Source organism: Nocardia sp. CA-120079, from assembly GCF_050955745.1.
GTDB lineage: Bacteria > Actinomycetota > Actinomycetes > Mycobacteriales > Mycobacteriaceae > Nocardia.
The window spans coordinates 1,719,700-1,743,913 of sequence record NZ_CP192088.1; the positions used below are offsets into that span (position 1 = coordinate 1,719,700).

Annotated in this window: 22 protein-coding genes and 1 pseudogene; 11 read left to right on the forward strand and 12 right to left on the reverse strand. The window is 67.2% G+C overall.

What is annotated here, in order from left to right; genetic code table 11:
* The first annotated feature begins 27 nt into the window (after positions 1 to 27).
* Together ACQPYR_RS07925 and ACQPYR_RS07930 are read left to right on the forward strand one after the other, a co-directional pair.
* The gene (locus ACQPYR_RS07925) at positions 28 to 822 is read left to right on the forward strand and encodes an enoyl-CoA hydratase/isomerase family protein (RefSeq protein WP_433629406.1); all 795 of its coding nucleotides are present in this window, start codon (positions 28 to 30) and stop codon (positions 820 to 822) included.
* 95 nt (positions 823 to 917) lie between these two features.
* Positions 918 to 2,186: a class I adenylate-forming enzyme family protein gene (locus ACQPYR_RS07930; RefSeq protein ID WP_433629408.1), complete on the forward strand. Its 1,269-nt coding sequence runs from the start codon at positions 918 to 920 to the stop codon at positions 2,184 to 2,186.
* A gap of 1 nt (position 2,187) precedes the next feature.
* Here the strand turns inward: ACQPYR_RS07930 and ACQPYR_RS07935 are convergent, their stop codons facing one another.
* On the reverse strand, positions 2,188 to 2,934 hold the full coding sequence (locus tag ACQPYR_RS07935; protein WP_433629411.1) for a tyrosine-protein phosphatase: 747 nt from the start codon (positions 2,932 to 2,934) through the stop codon (positions 2,188 to 2,190).
* Between the two features lie 419 nt (positions 2,935 to 3,353).
* Here ACQPYR_RS07935 and ACQPYR_RS07940 point away from each other — a divergent pair, with 419 nt between their 5' ends.
* A complete protein-coding gene (locus ACQPYR_RS07940) occupies positions 3,354 to 3,833 on the forward strand; it encodes a TetR family transcriptional regulator (protein ID WP_433629413.1) in 480 nt (159 codons plus the stop codon).
* A 39-nt stretch (positions 3,834 to 3,872) separates the two neighbouring features.
* Positions 3,873 to 5,059: pseudogene (locus ACQPYR_RS07945) on the forward strand (amino acid deaminase/aldolase).
* A 120-nt stretch (positions 5,060 to 5,179) separates the two neighbouring features.
* Here ACQPYR_RS07945 and ACQPYR_RS07950 read toward each other — a convergent pair.
* A complete protein-coding gene (locus ACQPYR_RS07950; RefSeq protein ID WP_433635053.1) occupies positions 5,180 to 8,572 on the reverse strand; it encodes an AAA domain-containing protein in 3,393 nt (1,130 codons plus the stop codon).
* 196 nt (positions 8,573 to 8,768) lie between these two features.
* Positions 8,769 to 10,562, reverse strand: coding sequence for a DEAD/DEAH box helicase (locus tag ACQPYR_RS07955; RefSeq protein WP_433629415.1), 1,794 nt, complete (start codon positions 10,560 to 10,562; stop codon positions 8,769 to 8,771).
* A gap of 62 nt (positions 10,563 to 10,624) precedes the next feature.
* Between ACQPYR_RS07955 and ACQPYR_RS07960 the strand changes: the two genes are divergently transcribed.
* Complete coding sequence (locus tag ACQPYR_RS07960) at positions 10,625 to 11,476, forward strand: carbon-nitrogen hydrolase family protein (RefSeq protein ID WP_433629418.1); 852 nt, start codon at positions 10,625 to 10,627, stop codon at positions 11,474 to 11,476.
* Between the two features lie 211 nt (positions 11,477 to 11,687).
* A complete protein-coding gene (locus ACQPYR_RS07965; protein ID WP_433629421.1) occupies positions 11,688 to 12,311 on the forward strand; it encodes a phosphoribosyltransferase in 624 nt (207 codons plus the stop codon).
* Between the two features lie 51 nt (positions 12,312 to 12,362).
* On the opposite strand, the gene ACQPYR_RS07970 is transcribed toward ACQPYR_RS07965, so the two are convergent.
* From ACQPYR_RS07970 to ACQPYR_RS07990, 5 genes are read right to left on the reverse strand one after another with little or no spacing between them, the layout of a single operon-like run.
* Entirely contained in the window at positions 12,363 to 12,893 is a 531-nt protein-coding gene (locus ACQPYR_RS07970) for a gamma carbonic anhydrase family protein (protein ID WP_433629423.1), read from the reverse strand.
* 26 nt (positions 12,894 to 12,919) lie between these two features.
* The gene (locus ACQPYR_RS07975) at positions 12,920 to 13,789 is read right to left on the reverse strand and encodes an ESX secretion-associated protein EspG (RefSeq protein ID WP_433629425.1); all 870 of its coding nucleotides are present in this window, start codon (positions 13,787 to 13,789) and stop codon (positions 12,920 to 12,922) included.
* A complete protein-coding gene (locus tag ACQPYR_RS07980) occupies positions 13,771 to 15,063 on the reverse strand; it encodes a PPE domain-containing protein (RefSeq protein ID WP_433629427.1) in 1,293 nt (430 codons plus the stop codon). Before ACQPYR_RS07980 ends, ACQPYR_RS07975 begins: the two co-directional genes overlap by 19 nt.
* Positions 15,056 to 15,433, reverse strand: a complete 378-nt coding sequence (locus tag ACQPYR_RS07985; RefSeq protein ID WP_433629429.1) for a hypothetical protein — start codon at positions 15,431 to 15,433, stop codon at positions 15,056 to 15,058. Before ACQPYR_RS07985 ends, ACQPYR_RS07980 begins: the two co-directional genes overlap by 8 nt.
* A 47-nt stretch (positions 15,434 to 15,480) precedes the next feature.
* Entirely contained in the window at positions 15,481 to 16,203 is a 723-nt protein-coding gene (locus ACQPYR_RS07990; RefSeq protein ID WP_433629432.1) for an alpha/beta hydrolase, read from the reverse strand.
* A gap of 147 nt (positions 16,204 to 16,350) precedes the next feature.
* On the opposite strand from ACQPYR_RS07990, the gene ACQPYR_RS07995 reads away from it, so the two are divergent.
* Positions 16,351 to 17,241: an SMP-30/gluconolactonase/LRE family protein gene (locus ACQPYR_RS07995; protein WP_433629435.1), complete on the forward strand. Its 891-nt coding sequence runs from the start codon at positions 16,351 to 16,353 to the stop codon at positions 17,239 to 17,241.
* Between the two features lie 9 nt (positions 17,242 to 17,250).
* On the opposite strand, the gene ACQPYR_RS08000 is transcribed toward ACQPYR_RS07995, so the two are convergent.
* Both ACQPYR_RS08000 and ACQPYR_RS08005 read right to left on the reverse strand, forming a co-directional pair.
* On the reverse strand, positions 17,251 to 17,580 hold the full coding sequence (locus tag ACQPYR_RS08000; protein ID WP_433629438.1) for an MmcQ/YjbR family DNA-binding protein: 330 nt from the start codon (positions 17,578 to 17,580) through the stop codon (positions 17,251 to 17,253).
* A 57-nt stretch (positions 17,581 to 17,637) separates the two neighbouring features.
* Entirely contained in the window at positions 17,638 to 18,597 is a 960-nt protein-coding gene (locus ACQPYR_RS08005; RefSeq protein WP_433629440.1) for a helix-turn-helix transcriptional regulator, read from the reverse strand.
* Positions 18,598 to 18,685: 88 nt separating this feature from the next.
* Here ACQPYR_RS08005 and ACQPYR_RS08010 point away from each other — a divergent pair, with 88 nt between their 5' ends.
* Positions 18,686 to 19,822, forward strand: coding sequence for an epoxide hydrolase family protein (locus tag ACQPYR_RS08010; RefSeq protein WP_433629443.1), 1,137 nt, complete (start codon positions 18,686 to 18,688; stop codon positions 19,820 to 19,822).
* Between the two features lie 4 nt (positions 19,823 to 19,826).
* Here ACQPYR_RS08010 and ACQPYR_RS08015 read toward each other — a convergent pair whose 3' ends face one another.
* Positions 19,827 to 20,591, reverse strand: a complete 765-nt coding sequence (locus tag ACQPYR_RS08015; RefSeq protein WP_433629445.1) for a hypothetical protein — start codon at positions 20,589 to 20,591, stop codon at positions 19,827 to 19,829.
* A 219-nt stretch (positions 20,592 to 20,810) separates the two neighbouring features.
* On the opposite strand from ACQPYR_RS08015, the gene ACQPYR_RS08020 reads away from it, so the two are divergent.
* Positions 20,811 to 21,983: an acyl-CoA dehydrogenase family protein gene (locus ACQPYR_RS08020; protein ID WP_433629448.1), complete on the forward strand. Its 1,173-nt coding sequence runs from the start codon at positions 20,811 to 20,813 to the stop codon at positions 21,981 to 21,983.
* A 9-nt stretch (positions 21,984 to 21,992) separates the two neighbouring features.
* Complete coding sequence (locus tag ACQPYR_RS08025) at positions 21,993 to 23,114, forward strand: acyl-CoA dehydrogenase family protein (RefSeq protein WP_433629451.1); 1,122 nt, start codon at positions 21,993 to 21,995, stop codon at positions 23,112 to 23,114.
* A gap of 51 nt (positions 23,115 to 23,165) precedes the next feature.
* Here ACQPYR_RS08025 and ACQPYR_RS08030 read toward each other — a convergent pair whose 3' ends face one another.
* Complete coding sequence (locus tag ACQPYR_RS08030; RefSeq protein WP_433629454.1) at positions 23,166 to 23,639, reverse strand: hypothetical protein; 474 nt, start codon at positions 23,637 to 23,639, stop codon at positions 23,166 to 23,168.
* A gap of 227 nt (positions 23,640 to 23,866) precedes the next feature.
* Here ACQPYR_RS08030 and ACQPYR_RS08035 point away from each other — a divergent pair, with 227 nt between their 5' ends.
* A complete protein-coding gene (locus ACQPYR_RS08035) occupies positions 23,867 to 24,208 on the forward strand; it encodes a hypothetical protein (protein ID WP_433629457.1) in 342 nt (113 codons plus the stop codon).
* Positions 24,209 to 24,214 lie beyond the last annotated feature (6 nt).

Below are 24,214 nucleotides of genomic sequence, written 5' to 3' on the forward strand. Positions count from 1 at the left end.
CGGAGTGGGTGTGCCTACTCTTGCCGAATGAGTGATACCAAGGCCACCAGGCTGATCCGGGAAACCACCGATGGCGGCGCCGAGGTCGCGATCCTCACCCTGGCCAATCCGCCGCTGAATCTGTTCGACCAGTCGATGCTCGACGCGCTCGTCGAGGATCTCGCCGAGCTCTCGGCCGATCCGCCGCGCGCGGTGCTGCTGCGGGCCGAGGGCAAGGTGGTCTCGGGTGGGGTCGACGTGCACGTCTTCGATGGCTTGACGGACGACCAGGGCGCCGCGCTGTGGCGCACCCTGTTCGCGCAGATCATCCATCCGCTGGAGGCGCTGCCGTGTCCGGTGGTCTTCGCCGCGCACGGCCTGACCCTGACCGCCGCCTTCGAAATGGCCCTGGCTTGCGACATCATCCTGGCCGCGCCGAAGGCGAAATTCGGCCTGGTGGAGACGGTCGTCGGCCTTACGCCGTCGATGGGCGGGCCACAGCGACTGGCCGAGCGCGCCGGTTCCGGCCGCGCCCGCGAGTTCGTGATGACCGGTGACCTCTACGACGCCGCGACCATGGCCGAATGGGGCGTGGTCAACGCCATCCACGACGATGTCGATGCCGCCGCGAAGGACTTGACGAATCGCCTGGCCCAGGGGCCGACGCGCGCGCATGCCGCGACCAAGCAGATCATCGAGGCGTGGCGATCCGGCGGTGTGGCGCACGCGGATTCGGTGACGCCGGAGGTGTCCGGTGCGCTGTTCGACACGGCGGATCTGCGCGGCGCGGTGCGCAGCTTCCTGGAGGTCGGCCCCGGGAAGGCGACCTACACCGGTCGGTGACAGCCGGGACACGTTCAACTGCTATGCCAGCGAAAATGTGACTCGCGTCATATAGTCGCAAGAGCCTGCAGGCTCGAGGCGTGTGCGGAGGACCCATGTCGCAGTTCCTGGTCGAATATCCACTCAACCGTCCGCATGCTTGCGACGCGCCGCTGGCCCGCGGCGCCGACGGGGTGCTGCGCTACGGCAACCTCACCCCTGCGCTGACCGAACTATTGGATCTGCAGGTGCATGCCTTCTCGACCAGGGAGGCGGTCGTGGAGATCGGCGGCCCCCGGCTGAGTTATCGGGAACTGTGGCACTGCGCCTCCCGTATCGCGGGCGGTCTGCAGGAACACGGCATCGGCTACGGCGACCGGGTCGCCATCCATATGCCGACGGGCGCGCGCTGGGTACAGGCCTTCCTCGGGGCGCTGCTCAGCGGCGCGGTCCCGGTGCTGGTGCACGACGGCCTGCCCGATGCGGTGGCCGAGCGGGTGATGGCCGACAGCAGTACCGATTTCGTACTCGGCGGCGGCAGCGACGACCTGCCCGACGGCGCCGCCTTCATCGATGACGGTGCGGCCCTGCACGATCTGGCACTGCTCTGCTACACCAGCGGCACGGGGCCGTGTCCGGTCAACGCCACGGTCGCGCCCAAGGGCGTCGAGCTGACCAACGAAAATCTGCTCTCGGCGATCCGCTCCGTCGTCGCGGCGCTGGATCTGCCGACCGATGGACTGCGCAATCTGGTGCTGTTGCCGCTGGCGCACGCGAGCGGCTGTGTGGACCAGCTGCTGCCGACTTTCGCGGTCGGCGGCACAGTCGTACTCGCGCCGGATAGTCGCAGTCTCGCGGAAACCATTGTCTCCGAACGGATCGATATGGTTTCCGCGACACCGCGCATCTTCGCCCGCCTGCTGCCCGAACTCGCGGCGCTGCGCACCGAGGGATTGTGTACCGAGGGCATCGTCCGGGTCAGCAATGCGGGGCATCGCGGCGAACGCGCCGCCGCTCCCACCGATCCCGCGGACCTGGCCGCCCCCCTGCGGGATATGTTCCCGGCCGCGCGGCGGTGGTCGGTCTGGGGCGCGACCGAAACCAGCGGCATCGGCCTGGTCGTCGACGACGACGCCGGTACCGCGCCCGGCGCGGATCCGGTGCTCGGATTCCCCTTCGGCGGTACCGAATTGGCGCTCTGGGGGCCGCAGGCGCAGACCGGACACGGCGAATTGCTGTGTCGCGGACCGAATGTCACCCACCGCTACTGGAACGATCCCGAGACCACCGCGGACCGTTTCACCGGAAGTTGGTTCCACACCGGCGATCAGGTCAGCATCGACGCCGACGGTCTGGTCCGACGCGAGCGGGCGCAGGCGGGGTGACTCACTCGAGCATGCGCTCGCGCAATCGCGCGCGCAGGTCGGCGGTGAATCCGATGGCGGTCAGGTAGGTCTCGAAATCACCGTGGCTTTCGTGCACCGTATCCGTCGCGATGCGCAGATAGTCCTCGCGCACGCCGAGGATATCGATGGAAAGTTCGGCTCCCGCAGTGAGTTTGGGCGCCATCATGGCGCGCAGCGCGGGGACGGCGTCATTGCTGGCCATGAAGTCGGCGAGCACATCGGCCTCGCCGACCGCGACCGCGCGCAGCAGGGTCGCGATCGCCCACCCGGTGCGGTCCTTACCCGCAGCGCAATGCACCAGCACCGCGCCGTCGCCGTTGGCGATCGTCTCGGCGATGGCGATGATCGCGGCATTGGCCTCGGGCCGGGACGGGAAGTCGCGGTAGACCTCGAGCATGTGTGGGAAGGCGGCGTCGGTCTGCGCATCGTGCGGCGGCGCCTCGGCCATCCGGGAGTCGAACGGTGTGACATTCAGTCGCACACCCTCGGGCAGATTGTCGTGGCCGATGTGCTCGATCTCGCGCGGCCCGCGCAGGTCGAAGACATCGGTGACGCCGAGTTCGCGCAGGATCGCGTGTCCGGGCAGGTCGAGGCCGCTCAGCTGGGCGGAGCGCAACAGCACGCCGGGGCGGATCCGCGGACCGTCGAGGGTGCGCAAACCGCCGACGTCGCGGAAGTTGAACGTGCCGGTCAGATAGAACTGGTCGGCCGATGGCGAGAGAGTCACCGGTCCAGGCTAGCTACCTCGCGGTGTCGGCACGGTGTCGATCGTGGAACCGTCGGCCGTCCAGTTTGCGAGGTATTGGTGTGGGATCCGCCACAGGATGCCGGAGCGGTACCGTTACGTACCGTAGTCTGGTCGATGGTCTATCTTGCGTGGGGCAGACGCGAGAGTGACGCCGTGGGAGGCGATTCCGGTGAACTCCGCTCGATCGCGACCGGATTCCGTTTGGGTAACAAAACATTCTTCCAGTCTGGAAATACCCAACGAACCCGTTCTTAAACCCTGGAAACCCTCTACCATTGATGAATGTTGGACTGGGCATCCAGGAAATTCCCTGACGGGGGATTCGTGAGAGCCGCCTGTCGTGTTCAGCGAGTCGCGCCGACGAGGGTGCGCGAGTTCTTTCCTCGAGGGAGTCGTCGTTGAGCGTACGTGGAGAAATAGCGGCGGTCAGGCTGCGGCCGACCATCTGCGAGGCCGTCGAAAAGGCGGCCGCCTCGCTCGATTTCACCGGAGTGCGAGCGCTTCGGGTGCTGCTGCATGCCGGTGTGAGCGCGTACTGGCCGTTGGTCAAGGCGGCTCCGGCCAAGCAGGCTCGCAGGTACGAGGCGACCGCGCATCAGTTGGCCGAACGGTGGGAGGCGCAGCCCGACTGTGTCGCCGACCCGCAGGCCGCGGCTCTGTTCCAAGAGATGGACTCCGAGGTCGCGAGCTTCCTGGATCTCTGCGCCGACCGTTCGGGCGCGCAGTGGTTGGAGCCGACGGATGCCATCGCGGCCTACGTGGTCTCGATGCTGCAGGGCACGGTGCTGCGCTGGCTCGCGGATTGCAATGACGAAACGATGCTGGTCGTGCTGGACGACCTGGTCAGCAGTCTGGCCGCGCGGGCCGCCGAAGTCTGATTCCCGCAATACTGGACGTTTGACCAGTTTGGTGGTTGAGTGGGTCCGGTGACCGACACGTCGCCGATTGTCGCACTGCATGCGGCCACGGCCGAGCTGGACCCGCCGCTGGCCGCCCTCGACCTGACCGCGCTGCGCGCCAACGCCGCTGACCTGGTCCGTCGCGCGGGTGGGGTGCCCATCCGAGTCGCGAGTAAATCGGTGCGCTGCCGCGCGGTGCTCGAAGAGGTGCTCGGCGCCGAGCTCACCGCGTCCGGCGGCTTCGCGGGCATCATGTCCTACTCATTGGCGGAGGCCATCTGGCTGGTCCGCCTCGGCGCGCGCGATGTGCTGCTCGGCTATCCGACCGTCGACCGCGCGGCGCTCGCCGAACTCGGCACCGATGACACGCTGCGCCAATACATTACGTTGATGGTCGATGATGTCGCACAGCTGGAACTGATCCGCGCCGCGGTCGGCACCGATCTGGTGCGGCCCCGGATCTGCCTCGATGTGGACGCCTCACTACGAATCGGACCGCTGCACCTGGGGGTTCGGCGCTCGCCGGTACGTACTCCCGAACAGGCCGCCGCGCTCGCGCGCGAGGCCGTGAACCGTGGATTCGACGTAGTCGGCGTGATGACCTATGAGGCGCAGATCGCCGGACTGCCCGACTCCAATATCGCGGTGCGCCTGGTGAAGCGGGCCTCGGCCGCCGAAATCGGCAAGCGGCGCAGACAGGTTCTGGACGCGGTGCGCTCGGTGGTCGGCAAGCTGGAGATCGTCAACAGCGGTGGCTCCGGATCTGTCGAGGTCAGCGTCACCGATCCGGATGTCACCGAGGTGACCGCGGGCTCCGGGCTGTACGTGCCGACGCTGTTCGATCACTACCGCGCCTTCACCCCGCGCCCCGCGCTGTTCTTCGCCACATCGGTGTTGCGCAAGCCGACCCCGTCCATCGCAACGGTTTTCGCGGGCGGGTACATCGCCTCCGGACCGGCCGGGGCGGCGCGGGTGCCGAAGCCGACGTGGCCACCGGCTTGAAGCTGCTCGGCACCGAGGGCGCGGGCGAAGTGCAGACGCCGCTCTCGGGAGCCGCCGAACTGCGGATCGGCGATCGAGTGTGGTTCCGGCATGCCAAGGCCGGGGAGTTGTGCGAGCGGTTCGACCACGTCCACTTGGTCGATGCGGCGGGCACGCGGACAACGGTGCCCACTTATCGCGGTGAAGGCAACTGCTTCGGCTGAGCCGGCTGCTAATTGCGAATTGCGCGTGACCGCAATTTCAAGATCGAATTCCACTAAAAGAACCAACCGGTTCGGACTGAATATTTCGGTCACAAACCGAGCAAATGCTGAAAGAAATATTCAGCTGAGTCGCAGGAATGTCGCCAGATCCGATAGATCGTCCGGCGTACTCGGCAGATATTCGGTGAGCAATGGTGACCGAATGATGACGGCCTTCCACATGGCCCGACACAGCGTCGCCTGAACCAGACTGCGCGACAGCAGGAATCGCATACCGTAGGGCGCGTCGGCGGGGCTGGAGGTGGTCATCGACATGAGCACCACCGCCGCCTCCCGACCGCGGAATCGCTCGGCCGTGCCGACCAGCACATCCTCGAACTTGGCCCGGGCCAGCAGCGTTCGGATCAGTCCGACCTGGGCGCTGTAGGGCGCGACCACGAGGATGTCGTGCGGATGCAGCCGTCGTGTCATCGCACCGGTCATCCACGAGACCCCGAGCAGGGCACGCACCCGGCGGACCACCTCGCGGGCCTCGGCCATCGATTCGGTCGAATCGCCGCTGTGTGCCACCAGCACCGTCTCCACGCCGGGTTCGATGCCCTCCAACTGCCGCGCGAGCGTGACGGTTTCGTTGGAGCGCAGCCGGTTGTCGTAGTACAGCCGGGAGATCGGATCGCAGACACGCGGGTGCATCCGCCAAGTGCGGTCCAGGAAGTAGCCGCGGTCGGCGGGCAGGGTGTCGCGGCCCTCGGTGAGCCATCCGAGCACGGATTCGTCGACCGGTTCCGGATGCGCGCTGCGCGCCGCCGAGGGCGCCGGATCGCCGACCAGCAGCAGCTTGCGCGCACTCACCGCGACGGCGACGGTATCGGCGAGTGGGAAGCGGCCCGCGTCGGCGATCACCAGCAGGTCGAGACTGTCGCCGGGCACCACCTCGTCATCGGCGAAATCGGCCGGTACACCGCCGACTACGCAGCCGTTGACCGCATTGTCCAGGAACCGCGGATAACGCGTGCCGTCGATCACCGACCACTCCGGCGCCACCGCCTCGACATCCTTCTTGGCCAGCAGTTCCGGTAGCACGCCCATCGCGACGATCATGTCGAGCAGGCTCTCCACCGTCGAATGCGTCTGCGCGACAATGCCGATGCGCCACTTGTGCCGCGTGACCAGACGTTCGATCGCCCTGGCGACGGTGGAGGTCTTGCCGGTGCCCGACGGTCCCTGCACGGCGAGGTAGGAATCGTCGAGGTCGCGCAGCGCGGCCGTGACGGCCGCCGCATGGTCACCGTGCACATCCGGTAGCCGTTCGGCATGCCGCAGGCGCGGGGGTCGGCGGGCGAGGATGTCGAAGACCGCGCCCGCCGGGATCTCCGGTAGCGCCATCAGCAGTTGCTGTGCGGCGTATTCGACCGCGGTCTCGATATTCTCGTCCCAGGCGGGCAGGCCGGGGGCGATCGCGGTCGGCAGCTCGTCATAGGGTTCGCAGCCGTGCGGCAGCAGTTCCTCCAGCCGCACGGTGTCGTCGAAGTTCGCGTCCACCGAGCAGCCGAGCACGGTCGCGGTGGCGGTCGCGCGTCGGCCGACGGCGGTGATCATCCCGGCGGCGACCGGCTGATCGTAGAAGGTGTAAACGGTGGCGCCCGGCGTCAGCACCGAGCCGGTCGCGGCCCCGCCCGCGGTATCGCGGCCGCCCCAGCCGATGCCGATCCGTCCGGTCAGCGTGAGGTATCTGCGCATGGTCGGCTGGTGTGGGCTGCGATGCCATTTGGTGTCGACCGTGCCCCAATCGGCCACCAATACCCCTGGCGCGTCGGCCCATTCGTCGACCGGATGACTGAGCCGGTCGGCATGCGCCCACCACAGCGGCTGCCGTTCGCGCCGGTGATAGCCGAGCGCCGCCGCCATCAATGCCGCAGGATGGCGTGGCTCGCCCTGTGCCGCCGCGAATTCCGCGAGTGCGGCCTCGATCGACGACGGCCGCGACGGCGGCAGCGGATCGGGCTCCGCCGGACTCGGCACCAGGCACCACGAACTCGCCTGATCCAGGAGCACCGCATCCGAGTCCACGCGCCGTTCGGCGACCCGATCCAGCAGCCAGTCGCGTAGCCGCAGCACGGTGACGCAATCGCGTTCCTGGCCTGCGGCATTCGGCAGTAGCCGCCGCAGTCGACTCAGCCGATAGGAGCGTTCCCCGATCAACAGGGCATTGCGCACGATCGGATACAGATCGACGAGCACACCCGCGTGCAGCAGATCCTCGACGATCTCCTCACCGACCCCGTACCGACCGGTCCACCGCAGCAGCGCCGAGCGCACGCCGGAGGTGTAGTGGTACACACGCATATCCGGATACATCCGCAACCTTTGCGCGACGAAGTCGAGCACCTCGGCCAAAGCGCGCCGCCGCCCGGCCTCCTCGTCGGCGATATCGGTCATCGCCCGGTACGGTGCGCGCGCCGCGCCGAACGGGGCACGGAAGGCCAGATGGACCGTGCCGTTGCCGCCCACCTCGATACCGAGCAGCCGACCCGATGAGTCCTCCTCGATGGTCAATGCGAGATCTTCCGGCGACGCCGGCGGCAACGCACCCAGCGCGATCGCGTCGACCAGCGTGTGGGTCGGCCGGCCGGAATCTTCTCGGGCCAGCTGGATTTCGGCCTGGCGATGCAATGCGTTGAAGGTGCGCGGCGGGAGGCCGGGCACGGTCGCGGTGCTGCTCGCCAGCCGGTCGATGGTGCTCACCCCGGCCTCGCGCAATCTGGCCCGCGCGGTGCGCGGCATACCGGCGACCAGCAGCAGGTCGCGTGCCGCCGAGATCGCGCTTGTACAGGTCGGGCAGTGGCCGCAGGCGAGATAGCGCGGATCGCCCCACTGCACCGGCAGCAACTCGCTCAGTTTGTCTTCCAGGATCCGTTCCACCCGACCGCGCCGGGCCAGATACACCGGCAGCAGATCGGTGAGCGCGAGGGTCTGGCTGCTCTCGTCCAGGTACAACCGGACCAGGGGAGCGGTGAGCGCGCCGCTGCGATCCAAAGCGTCGGCGCAGGCGGCGAGTTCGAGTGCCGCGGCGATCCGATCCGGTGGTCCCGCCGCGGTGCCGTGCACGGTATAGCGCACCCGATGACCGGCCCGAATCAGAAAATCGCTGGTGCAGACGAATTTTCCGTCGAAGAAGGTGGCGCCGTGGATTACGTGCGCACCGGCCCGCAGTGCCGCGACCGTCTCGGCATTGGCGGCCCGCAGCGCGGCGATATAGCGTTCGGGCTCGGCCACCGGATCGTGCGCGGCGCAATGGATCTCCACCATCCGACTGCCGAACCGATCACGGAAGTCCGCGAGCCTGCGTGCGCGCGCATCGTCGAATGCGCTGCGCTGCGTATGATCCGGCGCCACGTCCGCCGTGCCCGCGATGGTGCCCAGTTCGGTATCGAGGGCACGCAGCAACTCGAATTCACATTGCGCCGCGCGTACCAGGTCGACGGCGGAACAGACGACACGATCACCGAACACGATCAAACGCGGCCTCCTGTGTCTTCGCCGGACACGGACGGCAACACTGTAGCTAGCCGCGTTGACTGCGTTGAATTCGGTGTCCGCGGGGCCCTGCGTGGTTACGCAAGCCGATCGTTTCGAGCGACCTGCAAGCAGTCGCTACGGCTACGCCTCCGGGCCCGTCGCTCCCACCGGCGGCTTACCCCTCCCCGGTTCAGGAGCGTGGCTTACGCCGTTCGGGTCGCTTGCCGCCGTCGCGATCCCGACGTGGTCCGGCGCGGAACGGACGTCCGTTCGGCGGGCCGGAATCGAGTTGCAGCTGGATGAGCTGGCCGCTGATCCTGGTGCGCCGCAATGCTTCCAGCGTCTCCGAGGATAGGTCGGCGGGCAGTTCGACCAGGCTGTGGTCCGGACGGATGCTGATATGGCCGAAATCGCTGCGGCGCAGTCCGCCCTCATTGGCGATCGCGCCGACGATCGCGCCGGGTACCACCCGGTGCCGCTTGCCTACACTGATCCGGTAGGTCGCCAATTCGGCTCCGGTCCCGCGGTGATGCGAAGGACCGCGATCCTCACCCTCGAACCGGCGGGCGGGCCGATCCCCGCGCGGCATGCGTTCGCGCTGCGGCCGTTCGACCGGCTCCGGCTCGGGCTCCATGAAGAAGTTGTCGCCGTCGTAGCCGCTGACCGCCAACGCCGCCGCGATGTCCACCAGCGGAATGTTGTGCTCGCGCTCGTAGTCCTCGACGAGCTTGCGGAACAGCGCCAGGTTCGTCGAGCTGAGGTTCTCGGTGATCGAATCGCCGAACTTGGCGACGCGCTGGGTGTTGACATCATCGACGCTGGGCAGCTGCATTTCGGTCAGCGGATGCCGGGTGGCGCGCTCGATCGACTTGAGCAGATGACGTTCCCGCGGCGCGACGAACAGCAGTGCCTGACCGCTGCGCCCGGCCCGGCCGGTGCGGCCGATGCGGTGCACATAGGACTCGGTGTCGTGCGGAATGTCGTAGTTGACCACATGCGAGATCCGGTCCACGTCGAGACCGCGCGCGGCGACATCGGTGGCGACCAGGATGTCGAGTGCACCGGACTTCAGCTGGCCGATGGTGCGCTCACGCTGGTTCTGCGCGATATCGCCGTTGATCGCCGCGGCGGAGAAGCCGCGCGAGCGCAGCTTTTCGGCCAGTTCTTCGGTGGCCTGCTTGGTGCGCACGAACAGGATCATCGCCTCGAACGACTCGACCTCGAGGATCCGGGTGAGTGCGTCGAGCTTGCGCTGATGGGAGACCTGCACCCAGCGCTGGGTGATGTTGGTATTGGTCGAGGTCTTCGACTTGACGGTGATCTCGACCGGTTCGCGCAGATACTTCTTGGAGATGCTGCGGATCGCCGAGGGCATGGTCGCGGAGAACAGCGCGACCTGCTTCTCGCGCGGGGTGTCGGCGAGGATGCGTTCGACATCCTCCTGGAACCCCATCTTCAGCATCTCGTCGGCCTCGTCGAGCACCAGATACTGCAGCTGCGACAGGTCCAGCGTGCCCTTCTCCAGATGATCGATCACCCGGCCCGGCGTGCCGACCACGACGTGCGCGCCGCGACGCAGGCCGGCGAGCTGGACGCCGTAGGCCTGACCGCCGTAGATCGGCAGCACATGCAGCCCGGGGATGTGGGTGGCGTAGCGGCCGAATGCCTCCGCGACCTGGATCGCGAGTTCGCGCGTCGGGGCCAGCACGAGGGCGCGCGGAAGTTTGCCGGTCGCCTCGATACCCATGAGGATCGGGATGGCGAATGCCGCGGTTTTGCCGGTGCCGGTTTGGGCCAGCCCGACCACGTCGGCGCCTTCGAGCAGCGGTGGAATGGTTGCCGCCTGGATGGGAGACGGCGACTCATAGCCCACATCGGCGATGGCCGCGAGGACGCGGTCATCGATGCCGAGATCGGCGAAGGTCGGGCCGTCGTTGTCCCTGTCGTTGTCGCCAGGAACGCTGTCGACCTGATTGGTACTCATTGACCAGCAGTTTACTGCCTCGCGGTGGTCGTCCCGGCCACCGGGCCAATACGGTGAGACGTATGCAACCCGAAAACGTGTCCGTGCATCACGATCCGGAGTCGTCGGCGGTGGCTGTGGCGGTGGTCCAATTCGCGCCGGGAACCGATCCGTCCGGCAATCTCGAAACCCTGCGCGGGCATGTTCGCGCGGCCTCGGAACGGGGTGCGAAGGTGGTGGTCGCGCCCGAATACTCGATGTTTGCCGTGAGCCGGCTCGACGAACGGGTCGTGGCCGTCGCCGAACCGCTGACCGGGCCGTTCGTCACCGGTCTCGGTGAAATCGCGCGCGAATTCGGGGTGTATCTGGTCGCCGGAACGGTCGAGCAGGTGGCGGCGGCCGGGCGGATCCGCAATACCCTCGTCGTCCTCGGACCCGACGCGACCCTGGTGACGAAATACCGCAAGGTGCATCTCTACGACGCGTTCGGATATCTCGAATCCGATGTCGTCGAGCCGGGTGCGATCGAGGCCCCGGCGACCTTCACGGTCGGTGCTGTGACATTCGGCATGCAGACCTGTTTCGATCTTCGCTTTCCGGAAGGCTGCCGTCGCGTCGCGGCCGCCGGAGCCCAGGTGCTGGTACTGCCCGCGCAGTGGATTCCCGGTCCGGCGAAGGTGGATCAGTGGACGACGCTGCTGCGCGCGCGTGCCATCGAGAACACCGTCTATGTGGCCGCCGCCGATCAATGCGCACCGCGCGGTGCGGGCGCATCGATGATCATCGATCCGACCGGTGTCGTCCTCGCCGAACTCGGCGACGAACCCGGTGTGCTCACCGCGACCATCGACCTCGATCGCTTGGACGCGGTGCGCACATCTAATCCGAGTTTGATCTTGCGTCGGTTCGCGATCACCGAGCGCGTACGGGATTGACATCCATGCCCGGCTGGCCAGCCGGACACTCCTACCGGCAGCTCGTACTGCCCTCGGCGGGTTCTTGCTTCACAGCCGATCGCTAGGACGGATCCGAGTCTTACATCAGCTCCACAAGCGTTTAGCCTCTCCGCCTGCCCGGCGGCGAGAATAGAACCTGCGTAGTCTAAGTTGCGGTGACCCGGGACACAATGCGGTACCGTTCAGATGGATGATCTACTCCGATCGGACAGCGGCCGGTCGCGCGCTGGGTTTGGAACTCGGCCACCTGCGTGCGATGCAACCGCTGGTGCTCGGACTGCCTCGTGGCGGGGTTCCGGTGGCGGCCGCGGTGTGCGAGGTCATCGGGGGCGATCTCGACATCATGCTGGTCCGCAAGCTCGGTGTGCCGTGGCAGCCGGAGCTGGCGATGGGCGCGATCGGTGAGGAAGGAATCCGGGTGCTCAATCAGGATGTGTTGTCGCACACCGGGATAACGACGCGGCAGCTCGCCGAGATCGAGGATGTGGAACGCGCCGAACTCGAGCGTCGACGCGAGATGTGGCGCGGTGACGCCAAGCCGATCCCGATCTCCGGCCGCACGACGGTGATCGTGGACGACGGCATGGCGACCGGGGCGACGGTGGCCGTCGCCTGCCGGGTCGCCCAGCTGCACCAGCCGACGCGGATCGTGGTCGCGGTGCCGGTGTCGTCCACCGAGGCGTTGCACCGGGTGGCCGCCGAGGCGGATGAGGTGGTCTGCCCATGGGTGCCGCGCTCGCTCGGCGGTGTGGGGATGGCGTACCGCGACTTCCATCAACTGGACGACGACGAGGTCACCACGCTCCTTGCATGAGAGCGCCCCGCCGATTCGTCGAGATGTTCGGTGCCGCGAAGTGTCGCGCGGTCAGGGCTGGACTTCGGTGATGGCCTCGCGGTGGCGTCGGCCGAGTTCGGTGTAGAAGCCCGGATTGAGTTTGACCCAGCCTTCGGCCGGGGTGCCTTCGATGGACTTCTTGACCTCGGCGGGGGAACCGGCGGCGAGCACGCCCGCGGGGATCTTGGCGTGCGGCGGGACGAGGGAGTGCGCGGCGATCATTGTGCCCGCGCCGATTTCGGCCAGGTCGAGGACCGTGCTGCCATTGCCGACAATGGCCTCCGCGCCGACCGACGCACCGTGGAAGACCACGCTGTGGGCGATGGTCGCGCCGGGGCCGATGTCCATCGGCACATCCGGCGGCACATGCAGGACCGCATTGTCCTGGACATTGGCACGTTCCCGAATGGTGATCGGCGCCAGGTCCGCGCGCAGCACCGCGCCGTACCAGATGGACGCACCCGCCTCGACGCGCACATCGCCGATCAGGGTCGCGGTCGGCGCGACGAACGCGGTCGGATCAACCGTGGGCCGTTTGCCTTCGAATTCGTAGAGTGGCACCGGTTCACGGTAAACCCAGCGCGATCTCACCAGCGTTCGGCCAAGGCGAGGGTGCGTTCGGCCGCGGTGACCATCGGCCGCAGTTGTGCGGTGAACCGCTGCGCGGTGACCGGCACGATATCGACATCGACCCCGGTGCGCACCGAGTATCTGCCGTCGCCGATCACGTCGATCCAGCACAGCACGCCGAACGGATGCAGCTCGCCGTCGGCTCGGCGCACCGACACCACGATCTGGCCGATGCCGTCGCGAGATTGCCTGAGCAGCTTGCGAATCCGGGTCGGCGTGGTGGGTCCGGCCACCGGCACGGTCACCAGATCCCGGCTGTCCTCGGTGACTCGGGCCAGCGGTGCGGTCAGTTGCGGTGTGGCGCCGGGCGAATTCTCCGGGAGCACCGAAGTAATCCGTGCGGAAAGGTTCTTCACGCGATCGACGAACAGCCGGATATCGCCGCCGCGATCGGTGGTCGCACCCGCACGTTGCGCTGCGACCACCGCGATATCCCCGGCGATCGCACCGAGTACGCGCACCGGACGCGACTCGGCCGCGATGCCGGGCTGGGCGACTACCGGACCGGTCTGTTCGACCAAACCCGTCGCCTGGACCGTTCCGTCCGGCCCGCCATCGACCGCCGACGGCGCTGCCGTACCACGCTCACCGAAGACCTCGATGCGCACGGTTGGGCGTGCGAGCACCCGCAGGGCCCCCTCCAGATCGGCGTCGAGAGTCTCGTCGCACCAACGGTTCAGGGCGGGGAGTTGCGCGGCGCGCTCGGCGGTATCGCGAGCCGAGAGGCGGACAGCGAGCGGGTAGGGGATGCGGTCGCCATCGGTGCGGGCCCAGGCCATGGCGAACTGGTCCGGGGTCAGCGTCCAGTTCACTCCAGTTCGGTCCATTCGCCGACGACCGGGGGCGTCGTCGGATCCATATCGCCGATCAGCTCACCGCCGTCATCGGCCGGTTCCAGGAAGGTCAGATCGTCGTCGAAGAAGTGGTAGTCGTCGTACTCGTCCTCTTCGCGGGCCTGGGCGCGGGCTGCGGCCGCGCTGGCGCTCGTGCCGGAGCGCGGGCTGTCACCCGCGACCATGGCGCCGCCCATGAGTCCGCCGACCGCGCCCGCGCCGACGCCGTTGATGGCATCGCCACTCGCATCGCGTTTGCGCTCATCGCGTTTGCGTTCGTCGTCGGTGTGCGAGGTGCCGGGAACGGTCGGGGCGACCACCGAGGTGGACGCGGCGGTGGTCACCGGTGCGGTGGTACCCGGTCGCACCGGGCGATCCGGTGTGGTCGTCGGTGTGGCGGCTGCGGCGGGTGTGGTCGATGCGGGGGAATCCGCTATCGGCACAACGGGTTTGGCGGCGGCAGGTGCGGTGTCGGCGGCGGTGCTCACCGGAGTGACGGTGGTCGGCGCGTCAGCCGGTTGAGTCGTCGCGGCCGGCTCGACGGTGGTGTGCGATGTGGTCGGCACCGGCGCGGCCGTCGAAACCGTTGGGGTGGTGAGGGTTTGCGTACCGGTGTGGAAGACGGGCGTTGTGGCGACCTGCGCGGCCGATGTTGTTTCGGAAGACTGCGGCATGTCGGCGGAGACCGCATCCGGGAAGGCGGGCACACCGGAACCGGTCGAGATGAACACATTCGTGTAGATGCTGTCCATCGCCTGCACCACATCCTGACGGGTGCCATCGGCGGTTTTCTGGGTGGCGGTGTTCTCGGTCGCCTTGGCCGGATCCAACAGTGCGCCAGCTAGATCCGTTGTCTGGCTGGATGGTTCGACAACGGCCGCGCGCAGTGCCTCGGCGGCATCGCCCGCTTGGCCGAGCCGCTGACCGACCGCGGCCATGACATCGGCGAGCTGCTGTCCCTGCCGCTCGAATTCGCGTACCGCATCGGCGGCAGCATCCGCCGCGGCACCGCGCCAGCCATCGGCCATCGCGGCCCGAATCTCACTGTGCGCCTGCTCGACCGCGGTGGCGAGTCCGGTCGAACTGCCTTGCCACGCTTGCTGTCCGGCCGCGAGGACAACCGGATTCATCAGCTGGACCCCGTCGTGAATTTCCCGATGCGACAGGTTGTCGAAGATTTCGACGGTCTGCGCGTAGTTGGGGTCCGTATAACTGGGGTCGGCATACCGAATGGGCGTCTTCTCACCGGAGTGCGGCATCTTACGCATGCGCGGCTCCCGCCACCTCGACTCGACCGACCGCGGCTGCCAGATCCGTATCGGCCCGGGTGTACGCCGCTCCGGCCGCGCGGAAGGTCTGCGCGAGCGCCCGCGCGGCGTCGGCGTATGCGCGCAATCGGATGATCGCGCCGTCGGCCTTGTCCTCGAAGCCGCGCCGCAGCGCCGCACCGGAATCGAAGCCGCCGAAGCCGGGAAGTGAAGTGGCCCCGCCCAATACGGCGATCTGGGCATCGACCTCATCGGCGAGTTGTGCATAGCGCTTGGCGCACTGTTCATGTGCACCCTCGGCGACCAGTACCCCATCTATCCAGAGCTGGCCATCGTCGATCGCTTGATTCAGAGTTGTCACGTCCGACATCTCGCCGCCCCCTTCCTCGTCGTGCTGCCCGCGCAGCCGTGATCAACTCACCGGTGCGCCAACCCCACGACGACACCCTGCATCCAGTCCGCGATGTCGGCAGCGACCCGCGCGTGCACCGGCTCGTGCAACAGGTCGTGCCCGGCGTCGGCGTACTCACGCAAACTTACCCAATCGTGGCGGCGAGTCCAGACCCTCATCGCATCGATCGGCGCCCGTCGGTCCTCGATGCCGTGCACCGCGAGGATGGGCAGGGTGCTCGGCAACGGCGTGCCGGGTGCACCGGGTGCGCCGCCACCGAGGGCTCGCTTCGGCACTCCCGACAGCACCAATCCGATCAGTTCGCTCGGCGGCAGGCTCGGGTGCAGCGGGTACTTGGCCTCCAGACCGTGCAAGTCGTCGACGGCACTGGTCTGATCCGGCACCGCCGCACCGAGGATGCCAAGGGCGGTGACGGCCCCGAGTGAGTGGCCCATCAGGATCAGCGGCGTACCCGGTAGTTCCGCGCGGACCAGCTCGATCAGCTGCATCGCATCGGCCACCAGTTCCACCAGCGTGCCGGGATTATTCGGATCACCCTCGCTCAACCCGTGCCCCGCGGTGTCCAACGCCCACACCTCGATCCCGGCGGATTTCGGGGTGCGGGCGAAGCGGTGGTAATGGCCGCTGTGCTGGCCCATTCCAGGCAAGAGCACTGCAGCTGCGACCGGGTTGTCGACCGGCCACCGCCGGTAATGCATCCGGCCTCGCGCACCGTCGAAGAATGGCATCCGTAAATACTGGCAACTCGTTGAGATGCAGTCGAGTTCCTGACATAACTACTGGTGAGTTCATAACTGACAAAGTGGCTAGACTCCCGGCCGAGGGTCGGACATAGAGAGTCGAGGTTCGCTTTGAGGAAGCCCTATCGTCCGAACGTGCGAGTGTGGGTCATCGCATTTGCGCTGAGTTGTGCCGGTGTGGATGCCTCGGCCGCCATGGCCGAGCCCCAGCTGGGTGCGGTCGCCGCATGCGCGCGGGCCCAAGCGGCGACGGCCGTGCCCGCCGGTCTGCCGGTGCTCGACTGGTCGGAGAATGTGGGGTACGACGCGCAGGGCAATCTGTGGGTATCGCGGCTGTACCGCAATGAGGTGCAGCGCTACGACAGCGCGGGCCGGTTGACCGCGACGGTGCCGGTCGAATTCCCGGGCGCGATTCGGCTCGGACCGGACGGACTGCTCTACGTCGTCTTCGGCAATTCACCGACGAGTGTGGTGCGTCCAGGTGGGGTGGTGCGCTTCGATCCCAACGATCCCCGGCCCTCGGTATTCGCCTCCGGACTCACCATGCCCAACGGTGCCTCCTTCGATACGCAGGGCAATCTGTACGTCGCCTCCAGTCTCGGCGTGCTCCGGATCCGTCCGGACGGCGGCGTCGATGCGGACTGGACCGTGCGGGCGAAGTACACCGGCGCCAATGGGATTGTGGTGCGGGATGGTTCGATCTACCTCAGCATGAACGGCAATCCGCTCGGTCGGATCGTGCGCTTCCCGATCGAGGACCCGGACCGAGTCGCCGTGATCGCCGACTTGACGGTGTCACCCGGAATTCCGGATTTCGCAGACGACTTCGTCATCGATGACCCGGGTGTGCTCTACGTGACCACCTTGACCGGCCAGCTGGTTCGGGTCGATCCGAGCACGAATACCGCGTGCGCGGTGCTGACCGGCGAACCGATGACATCGGTGGTCGCCGTGCCCGGCCGCTCGGACGAACTCATCGCCGGCACCGAGAGCGGCGCGATCCTGCGGATTCGGCTGTCGCGCTGAGCGAATCGGTCAGTCTTCGATGAGATCGGCGGGCGCGGCCTGACGCCAGGAATCCAGCAGGATGTCGTAGAGTTCGTCGATATCTTCCACGGCGCAGAGCCGGGCCCGGACCCAGGACGAGGACGCCTCGTGCGGCGGAACCCAGAACTTGTCCGGTTCGGCGGCGATGAGTTCCGCGCGATCGTGTCTGGGGCAGCGGATGGCGACCGAGGTCTGATCGTCGGGGATGGTGACGAACATTTTGCCCGCCACATCGAAGGTGGGATGGTTCCAGCGTTCCTTCTCCACGGTCTTGGGAAAGGACAACGCGATGCGGCGCACGTCGTCGGCGTCGAGCACGGTTCAGCCTCCGGTTCGGAAATCGGACTCCTATCGTGCACATCGCTTCGTCGGCCATCAAGTGACGGCGTCGGTTATGCGGGATGCGATCGTGCGCAACCGCTCCACCAGGGCGGCCGGCTCGTGGACTCGGAAGTCCGCGCCGAGTTCGATCAGGCGGTATGCCAACCAGGTCGGGTCGTCGTCGCGGCTGGCCTCCAGTCGGCAGGAGTCGTCGTCGATGGGCGCGATATCGCCGGGGGAGTCGCCGAGACGTCCCGCGACCCGGCCGATCGGGGCCTGGATCGTCACGCGGACGCGGAAGGACGGTGTGCCCCAATCGGTTCGGCGACCCGCCACATAGGCGGCCGGATCCGCCGCGGGTAGCGGTCGCGGGCGGTAGCGAGCGCCGGTGGGTTGCGGTCGGTCGATGCGATCGACTCGGAAGACGCGCCAGTCGTCGCGGTCCACATCGTGGCCGACGAGGTACCAGCGGCGCCGTGACGGCACCAGCCCGACCGGTTCGATATGGCGACGGGTTTCGGCACCGGATTCGCCCCGATACGCGAAACGTACCCGCTCCCTGTTGGTTACCGCCGCGGCCAGCGCGGTCAGCACCTCGGGATCGACCGCCGGGGCGTCGTCGGTGTGCGGCACCAGGGCGGTGCCGAGCACCCGCACCCTGCGGCGCAATCTGGCGGGCAACACCTGTTCCAGCTTGGCGAGCGCGCGGACCGAGGCCTCCTCGATACCGACGATCGCCGATCCGGCGGCCGCGCGCAGTCCCACCGCGATGGCTACTGCCTCTTCGTCATCGACCAGGAGGGGCGGCATCGCGGTACCGGCGACGAGCCGGTAGCCGCCCGTCGCGCCCATAGTCGCCTCGACCGGATAGCCGAGTTCGCGTAGCCGGTCGATATCGCGGCGCACGGTGCGGTCGGTGACGCCGAGTCGATCGGCGAGTTCGCTGCCCGGCCATTCCCGTGGTGTCTGCAACAGGGAGAGCAGGCGCAGCAAGCGGGCGGGGGTGTCGTTCATGATTTCAGGATTCCAGATAACTAGGACCTGATTTGTCCTAGTTGGCTCCTAACGTGGTTGCCGTACCCCAAGAGCTAGGAGTCACCCGATGAACGAGATCCGCCCCTTCCGCATCGACATTCCGCAGGCCGATATCGACGATCTGATCGACCGGCTGGCCCGCACCCGCTGGTCTGCGCAACTGCCGGGCAAGGGCTGGGAGCGCGGTGTCCCGGTCGACTATCTGCGGGAGCTGGCCGAGTACTGGCGCACCGGATTCGACTGGCGGGCACAGGAGGCGGCGTTGAACGAGTTCCCGCAGTTCGTCACCGAAATCGACGGCCTGGACGTGCATTTCCTGCATGTGCGTTCGCCCGAGCCGGATGCGCTGCCACTGATCCTGACCCACGGCTGGCCCAATTCGTTCGTCGAATTCACCAAAACCATTGGCCTGCTGACCGATCCGCGCGCCCACGGACTCGATCCGGCGCAGGCGTTCCATGTGGTGGTCCCGTCGGTGCCCGGTTTCGCATTCTCCGAGGGGCCGAAGGAGACCGGGATGACCGTGCGTCGAGTGGCGCAGATGTGGGTCGAGCTGATGGACCGGCTCGGCTACCAGCGCTATGGCACCCAGGGTGGTGATCTCGGGGCCTACGTGGCGCCCGAAATCGCTCTCATCGCACCGGATCGCGTGGTCGGCGTGCATATCGATGGCGGTATCGGCATGCCGACCGAGGCCGACGTGCCGACCATGACGCCGGAGGAACGCGCGGAATGGGATCAGATGCAGGGCTGGATGTCCGGTGGCGTGAACCACCACGTGCTATTGCGTGCCGCGCCACAGACTTTCGCGCACGCCTGGACCGATTCGCCGGTGGGCCTGCTCGCCTGGCTGATGCAGAAATTCCACGAGTTCACTCCGTTGGCCGAACTGGCCGAGGACGTCATGGACCGCGATCATCTGCTGACCAATATCAGCCTGTACTGGTTCACCAACACGACAGGGACGTCGTCCTGGCCGATGTACAACGGACTCGGCGACGGTGGATTCGTCTGGCCTACCGGCCAGCAGGCGGTACCGACGGGCGTCTACGCGGGCGGTTCCGCACTCATGCTGCGACTCGCCGAGCGCGACAACACCATTGCGCACTGGCCCGAGGGCAATACCGGAAACCACTTCGTGCCGATGGAACTGCCGGATATGCACGTCGCCGATATCCGGGCGTTCTTCGGCAAGGTGGCTTGAGCGCTCAGTTGTTCTGGTGCGCGATTTCGTCCCGCGATACGGAGTCCGCATGGTTCGGGGCGGCCGGCGCCACGGGGTCCTGAGTCGAGGCGGGCTGTGCCGCCGGTGCCGGTGCGGCGCTCTCGGGCGCCGGCGCCGGCGGCAGTACCGGAAGATCCGGAACGTAGAACGTCCCGACCGTCGGCGTCATCACGCAGTGCGCGAACGGGTAGTCGATCATGCCCCACATCGAGGCGATGACCGTGCCAGGACCGCTGGTCACGGTCTTCGACAGCGTCGGCATGTTGTATTCGGTCCGGTCGTCGAGCGTGGTGAGGCCGCTCGCGCCGGTATTGACGTTCAGCCAGGCCACGACGAGCCCGGAGGACAGCGGTGCGCCCGAATGCGCGGGCGTCGCGCTGAACCGCAGAGTGCCGGGCAGGGGGTCCGCGGCGCCATTGGGGTTGGATCCGTCGGTGGAGGCCGCCGCGATGATCGTGGTGACCGGGCCGGTGCTGCCGCAGCCGAAGGTCGGCGCGGCATAGGCGAACGGGGTGAAGGCGGCCGAGACATTGCGCAGCTCGGCGATATCCACCAGCTTCGTGAACTGGCTGAGCGCTCCGACGCCCGCCCGCGCGGCCGGATCGGATCCGGCATCGGTGGTGAGCTGTTCGAGTCCGGTATCGACGGTGGATGGCTCGGCGACCGCCGTACCGGTCAGGGCGAGGACCGCACCGATGCCGAGAGAGGTCACTGCCGCGGCGGCGCGTGCGATGGATCTGCCGTTCACTCGTTCTCCTCGATACCGAACACCGGGATAGCTCCGCCCCACGAGCAGCAACGTACCAGTTCGTCGCTTACGCCGCCCAGGGACTCACAACCAAGCGCACCGGCCGCTGAGGGCCGGCGCGCGACACATCGCCGATCTGCCCTTGTGACCCACTCGACAGTGCGAGATTACCGGGGGGTAGGTTTGACGCGGACGTACGAGACACACCGGGAGATGTGTATGAAACTAAGTCTGACGCCCGAAGAGGTGGGCTTCCGCGACGAGCTGCGGAACTTCTACCGGACCGAGATCCCCGCAGACATCCGTGACCGCGTCAAATACGGCCACGAACTGACCCGCGAGGACATCGTCACTTCGCACAAAATCCTCAACGACCACGGTCTGGCCGTGCCGAACTGGCCGGTCGCGTGGGGCGGCAAGGACTGGACGCCGATTCAGCGCCACATCTGGCAGGACGAAATGCAGCTGGCATCGGTGCCCGAGCCGCTGACGTTCAATGCCCAGATGGTCGGCCCGGTGATCGCGCAATTCGGCTCGCAGGAGATCAAGGAGCGCTTCCTGCCGCCGACGGCCGCGCTGGATATCTGGTGGTGCCAGGGCTTCTCCGAGCCCGACGCCGGATCCGACCTGGCCTCGCTGCGCACCACCGCGGTGCGCGACGGTGACTCCTACATCGTCAACGGCCAGAAGATCTGGACCACGCTCGGCCAGTACGCGGACTGGATCTTCTGCCTGGTCCGCACCGATCCGAACGCGTCGAAGAAGCAGGCGGGCATCTCCTTCCTGCTGTTCGATGTGAAGTCTCCCGGCGTCACCATCCGCCCGATCAAGTTGATCGACGGTGGCTACGAGGTCAACGAGGTCTTCTTCGAGAATGTGCGGGTGCCCGCCGATCAGCTGGTCGGCGAGGAGAACCAGGGCTGGAGCTACGCGAAATTCCTGCTCGGCAACGAGCGCACGGGCATCACCGGTGTCGGTCGTACCAAGGTCAAGCTCGGTGTCGCGAAGGATTACGCGCGCCAGACCAAGTCGGGTTCGGGCACCCTGCTCGAGGATCCGGTCTTCGCCGCGCGCATCGCCGAACTGGAGAACGAACTGCTCGCACTGGAACTGACCCAGCTGCGCGTGGTCTCGAACTCCTCGGACGGTAAGCCGAATCCGGCCTCGTCGGTGCTCAAGCTGCGCGGTTCCGAGCTGCAGCAGGCCACGACCGAGCTGCTGCTCGATATCGCGGGCCAGGATGCACTCCCGGTCGACGCCGCCGATATCGCCTCGCCCGGTTGGGCACAGCGCAGCGGCCCCGGCTATCTGAACTACCGCAAGACCACCATCTATGGAGGCTCCAGCGAGGTGCAGCGCACCATCATCGCCTCCACGATCCTCGGATTGTGAGGCGCCGCCATGGATTTCGAACTCACCGATGAACAGGTCATGCTGCGCGACACGGTTCGCGAACTGCTCGCCCGCAACTACGATCCCGAGACCCGTCTGAAGGTCACCGACACCGAACTCGGCTGGAGCCGCGATGTCTGGAACCAGCTGGCCGAACTCGGCGTGCTCGGCCTGAGCTTCACCGAGGAGGACGGCGGCGTCGGCGCCGGTCCGGTGGAGACTATGGTCGTCCTCGAGGAGATCGGGCGCAGGCTCGCACCCGAACCGCTGCTGGATGCGGTGCTGGTGCCGGGCGGTCTGGTCGCGCGGGTCGGCAGTGCCGAACAGCGGCAGCGGATTCTGCCCGAGGTGACCGGCGGCACCAAACTGCTGGCGTTCGCGCATGCCGAGCCCGGTGTGCGCTGGCCGTCCACCGAACTCGCGACCACCGCTGTGCAGCAGGGCGATTCGTGGGTGCTGACGGGTCTGAAGAACCCGGTTCCGCACGGTGACAGCGCCGATGAGCTGGTGGTCAGCGCGGTGCTGCCGACCGGTGGCATCGGACTGTTCCTGGTGGATGCGGCCGGAGTGCAGCGCACGGCGTACCGGACGCTCGACGGTCAGCGCGGCGCGCAGATCGAATTCGACAAGGTCCCAGGCGAATTGCTCGGTGACAATATCGACGCCGCCGAGGCGGTGCAGATCACGATCGGGCACGCCCAGGCCGCGCTGTGCGCGGAGTCCATCGGTGCGATGGAGGAAGCGCTGCGGCTGACGACGGATTACCTGAAGACGCGCAAGCAGTTCGGTGTCACGCTGTCGAAGTTCCAGACGCTGACCCAGCGGGCGGCGAATATGTACGTCTCGCTGGAACTGGCGCGCAGCATGAGCCTCTACGCGAATGCGTCGCTGGCCGATGGCGCCGCTGACCCTGTCGTCGCGTCGCGGGCGCGGCTGCAGGTCGGCCGGTCGGCTCGGCATATCGGCCAGGAGGCGATCCAGATGCACGGCGGCATCGGCGTCACCGCGGAGTACCCGGTGAGCCATTACGTCGCTCGGCTCACCGCGATCGAGCGCACGCTCGGCGGCGGGCTGGAGCATCTGCGGGTGCTCAGTGCGCAGGTCGGTGACTACGACCTGCCGCAGCTGTAGGGTCCGGTAGTTCCGAACGGCGGCGCGTACGAGGTACGCGCCGCCGTTTTGCTATTCGTCGTCGCTGAGGCCCGGCGAGCTGGCCGTCGGCACGCGGCGCGTCGTCGGCGGCTCTTCGATGGTCGGGTCGACGGCAGGATGCGACTGGGTGGTCGGCGGCAGCTCGATCTCGGTGGTGAAAGCGGGCGGCGGCACGGCGTACGACGGGGAGGTCTCTGTCCCTCGGGTCGTGGATTCCGGCCGCGCCGACGGTGGAACGGTGAAATCGACCGACTTGCGCGGCGGTCCAGGGCGCGCGACCTGCCAGCTCGGCGACGGCGGGATGAACACCTTCGGCGCCGCCGAGGTGCTGGTGGTGCCGTAGCGCACTGCCGGGACGGCGTCGTCATTGGCGGATTTGATCGGCGGGGGCGCGACGTAGGTGTCGTGCTTGCCGATTCCGCAGGCGCCGATGAGAACGAGTCCGAGAGAGACTGCGCCCGCGGCGATTACCGGACCGGCGATCTTGGCCCTGCTGCTCTCCATCGGTAACACTCCTCGTCCGTTCGAGTGGAGCTCACAATAATCGAGGCCGGTCGCCCCGGCCAGACGAGCACACGCTGGACACGTGCGGTGCCGGCATGAATTAAACAGTGGTGACTCAGATATCGAATTGGTCTCTTCGGCGTGTCGCGGGCACGTGTCGTGGTCGAACCACGTTCCCGGGCCGTAGCGTGTGTGATCAAAGTTACGCGTGAGACGCCAGTACCTAGATGAGAGACGCGCGATGGAAATCGGGCGACGGCAACACTCTGATCGGCGTCATCGAGGAGTTGATGATGGGAGCTTACTCGACAACTCCGTTGCGAGCCTCCGCCACGGCCGACGAATCGGCCGCCCCGGAAACTTCGCAGCAAGTCGTGTCGAACCCGCCGGTGCCCACCCTGTCCACGATTTTGTCGCGGATAACGGCCTGGCTGATTTTCATCGGCGGCATCGTCGGAGCCGTGCTCGGCATCGCCGGACTGCACGTCGAAATCACTGTCGCCGGACTGATTCTGGCGTGCACGGCTGGTCTGGTGCTGCTGAAGCTACGGGCGGATCGAACCAGCTGAACCGTG

Bases quoted from the DNA above. Each gene is read 5' to 3' on its own strand.
- ACQPYR_RS07990 (WP_433629432.1), bottom strand. From the start codon at position 16,203: ATGCCATTCTTCGACGGTGCGCGAGGCCGGATGCATTACCGGCGGTGG.
- ACQPYR_RS08010 (WP_433629443.1), top strand. From the start codon at position 18,686: ATGAACGAGATCCGCCCCTTCCGCATCGACATTCCGCAGGCCGATATC.
- ACQPYR_RS07955 (WP_433629415.1), bottom strand. From the start codon at position 10,562: ATGAGTACCAATCAGGTCGACAGCGTTCCTGGCGACAACGACAGGGAC.
- ACQPYR_RS07985 (WP_433629429.1), bottom strand. From the start codon at position 15,433: ATGTCGGACGTGACAACTCTGAATCAAGCGATCGACGATGGCCAGCTC.
- ACQPYR_RS07925 (WP_433629406.1), top strand. From the start codon at position 28: ATGAGTGATACCAAGGCCACCAGGCTGATCCGGGAAACCACCGATGGC.
- ACQPYR_RS07975 (WP_433629425.1), bottom strand. From the start codon at position 13,789: ATGGACCGAACTGGAGTGAACTGGACGCTGACCCCGGACCAGTTCGCC.
- ACQPYR_RS07965 (WP_433629421.1), top strand. From the start codon at position 11,688: ATGATCTACTCCGATCGGACAGCGGCCGGTCGCGCGCTGGGTTTGGAA.
- ACQPYR_RS08025 (WP_433629451.1), top strand. From the start codon at position 21,993: ATGGATTTCGAACTCACCGATGAACAGGTCATGCTGCGCGACACGGTT.
- ACQPYR_RS08035 (WP_433629457.1), top strand. From the start codon at position 23,867: ATGAGAGACGCGCGATGGAAATCGGGCGACGGCAACACTCTGATCGGC.
- ACQPYR_RS07930 (WP_433629408.1), top strand. From the start codon at position 918: ATGTCGCAGTTCCTGGTCGAATATCCACTCAACCGTCCGCATGCTTGC.
- ACQPYR_RS07960 (WP_433629418.1), top strand. From the start codon at position 10,625: ATGCAACCCGAAAACGTGTCCGTGCATCACGATCCGGAGTCGTCGGCG.
- ACQPYR_RS08005 (WP_433629440.1), bottom strand. From the start codon at position 18,597: ATGAACGACACCCCCGCCCGCTTGCTGCGCCTGCTCTCCCTGTTGCAG.
- ACQPYR_RS08030 (WP_433629454.1), bottom strand. From the start codon at position 23,639: ATGGAGAGCAGCAGGGCCAAGATCGCCGGTCCGGTAATCGCCGCGGGC.
- ACQPYR_RS08020 (WP_433629448.1), top strand. From the start codon at position 20,811: ATGAAACTAAGTCTGACGCCCGAAGAGGTGGGCTTCCGCGACGAGCTG.
- ACQPYR_RS07980 (WP_433629427.1), bottom strand. From the start codon at position 15,063: ATGCGTAAGATGCCGCACTCCGGTGAGAAGACGCCCATTCGGTATGCC.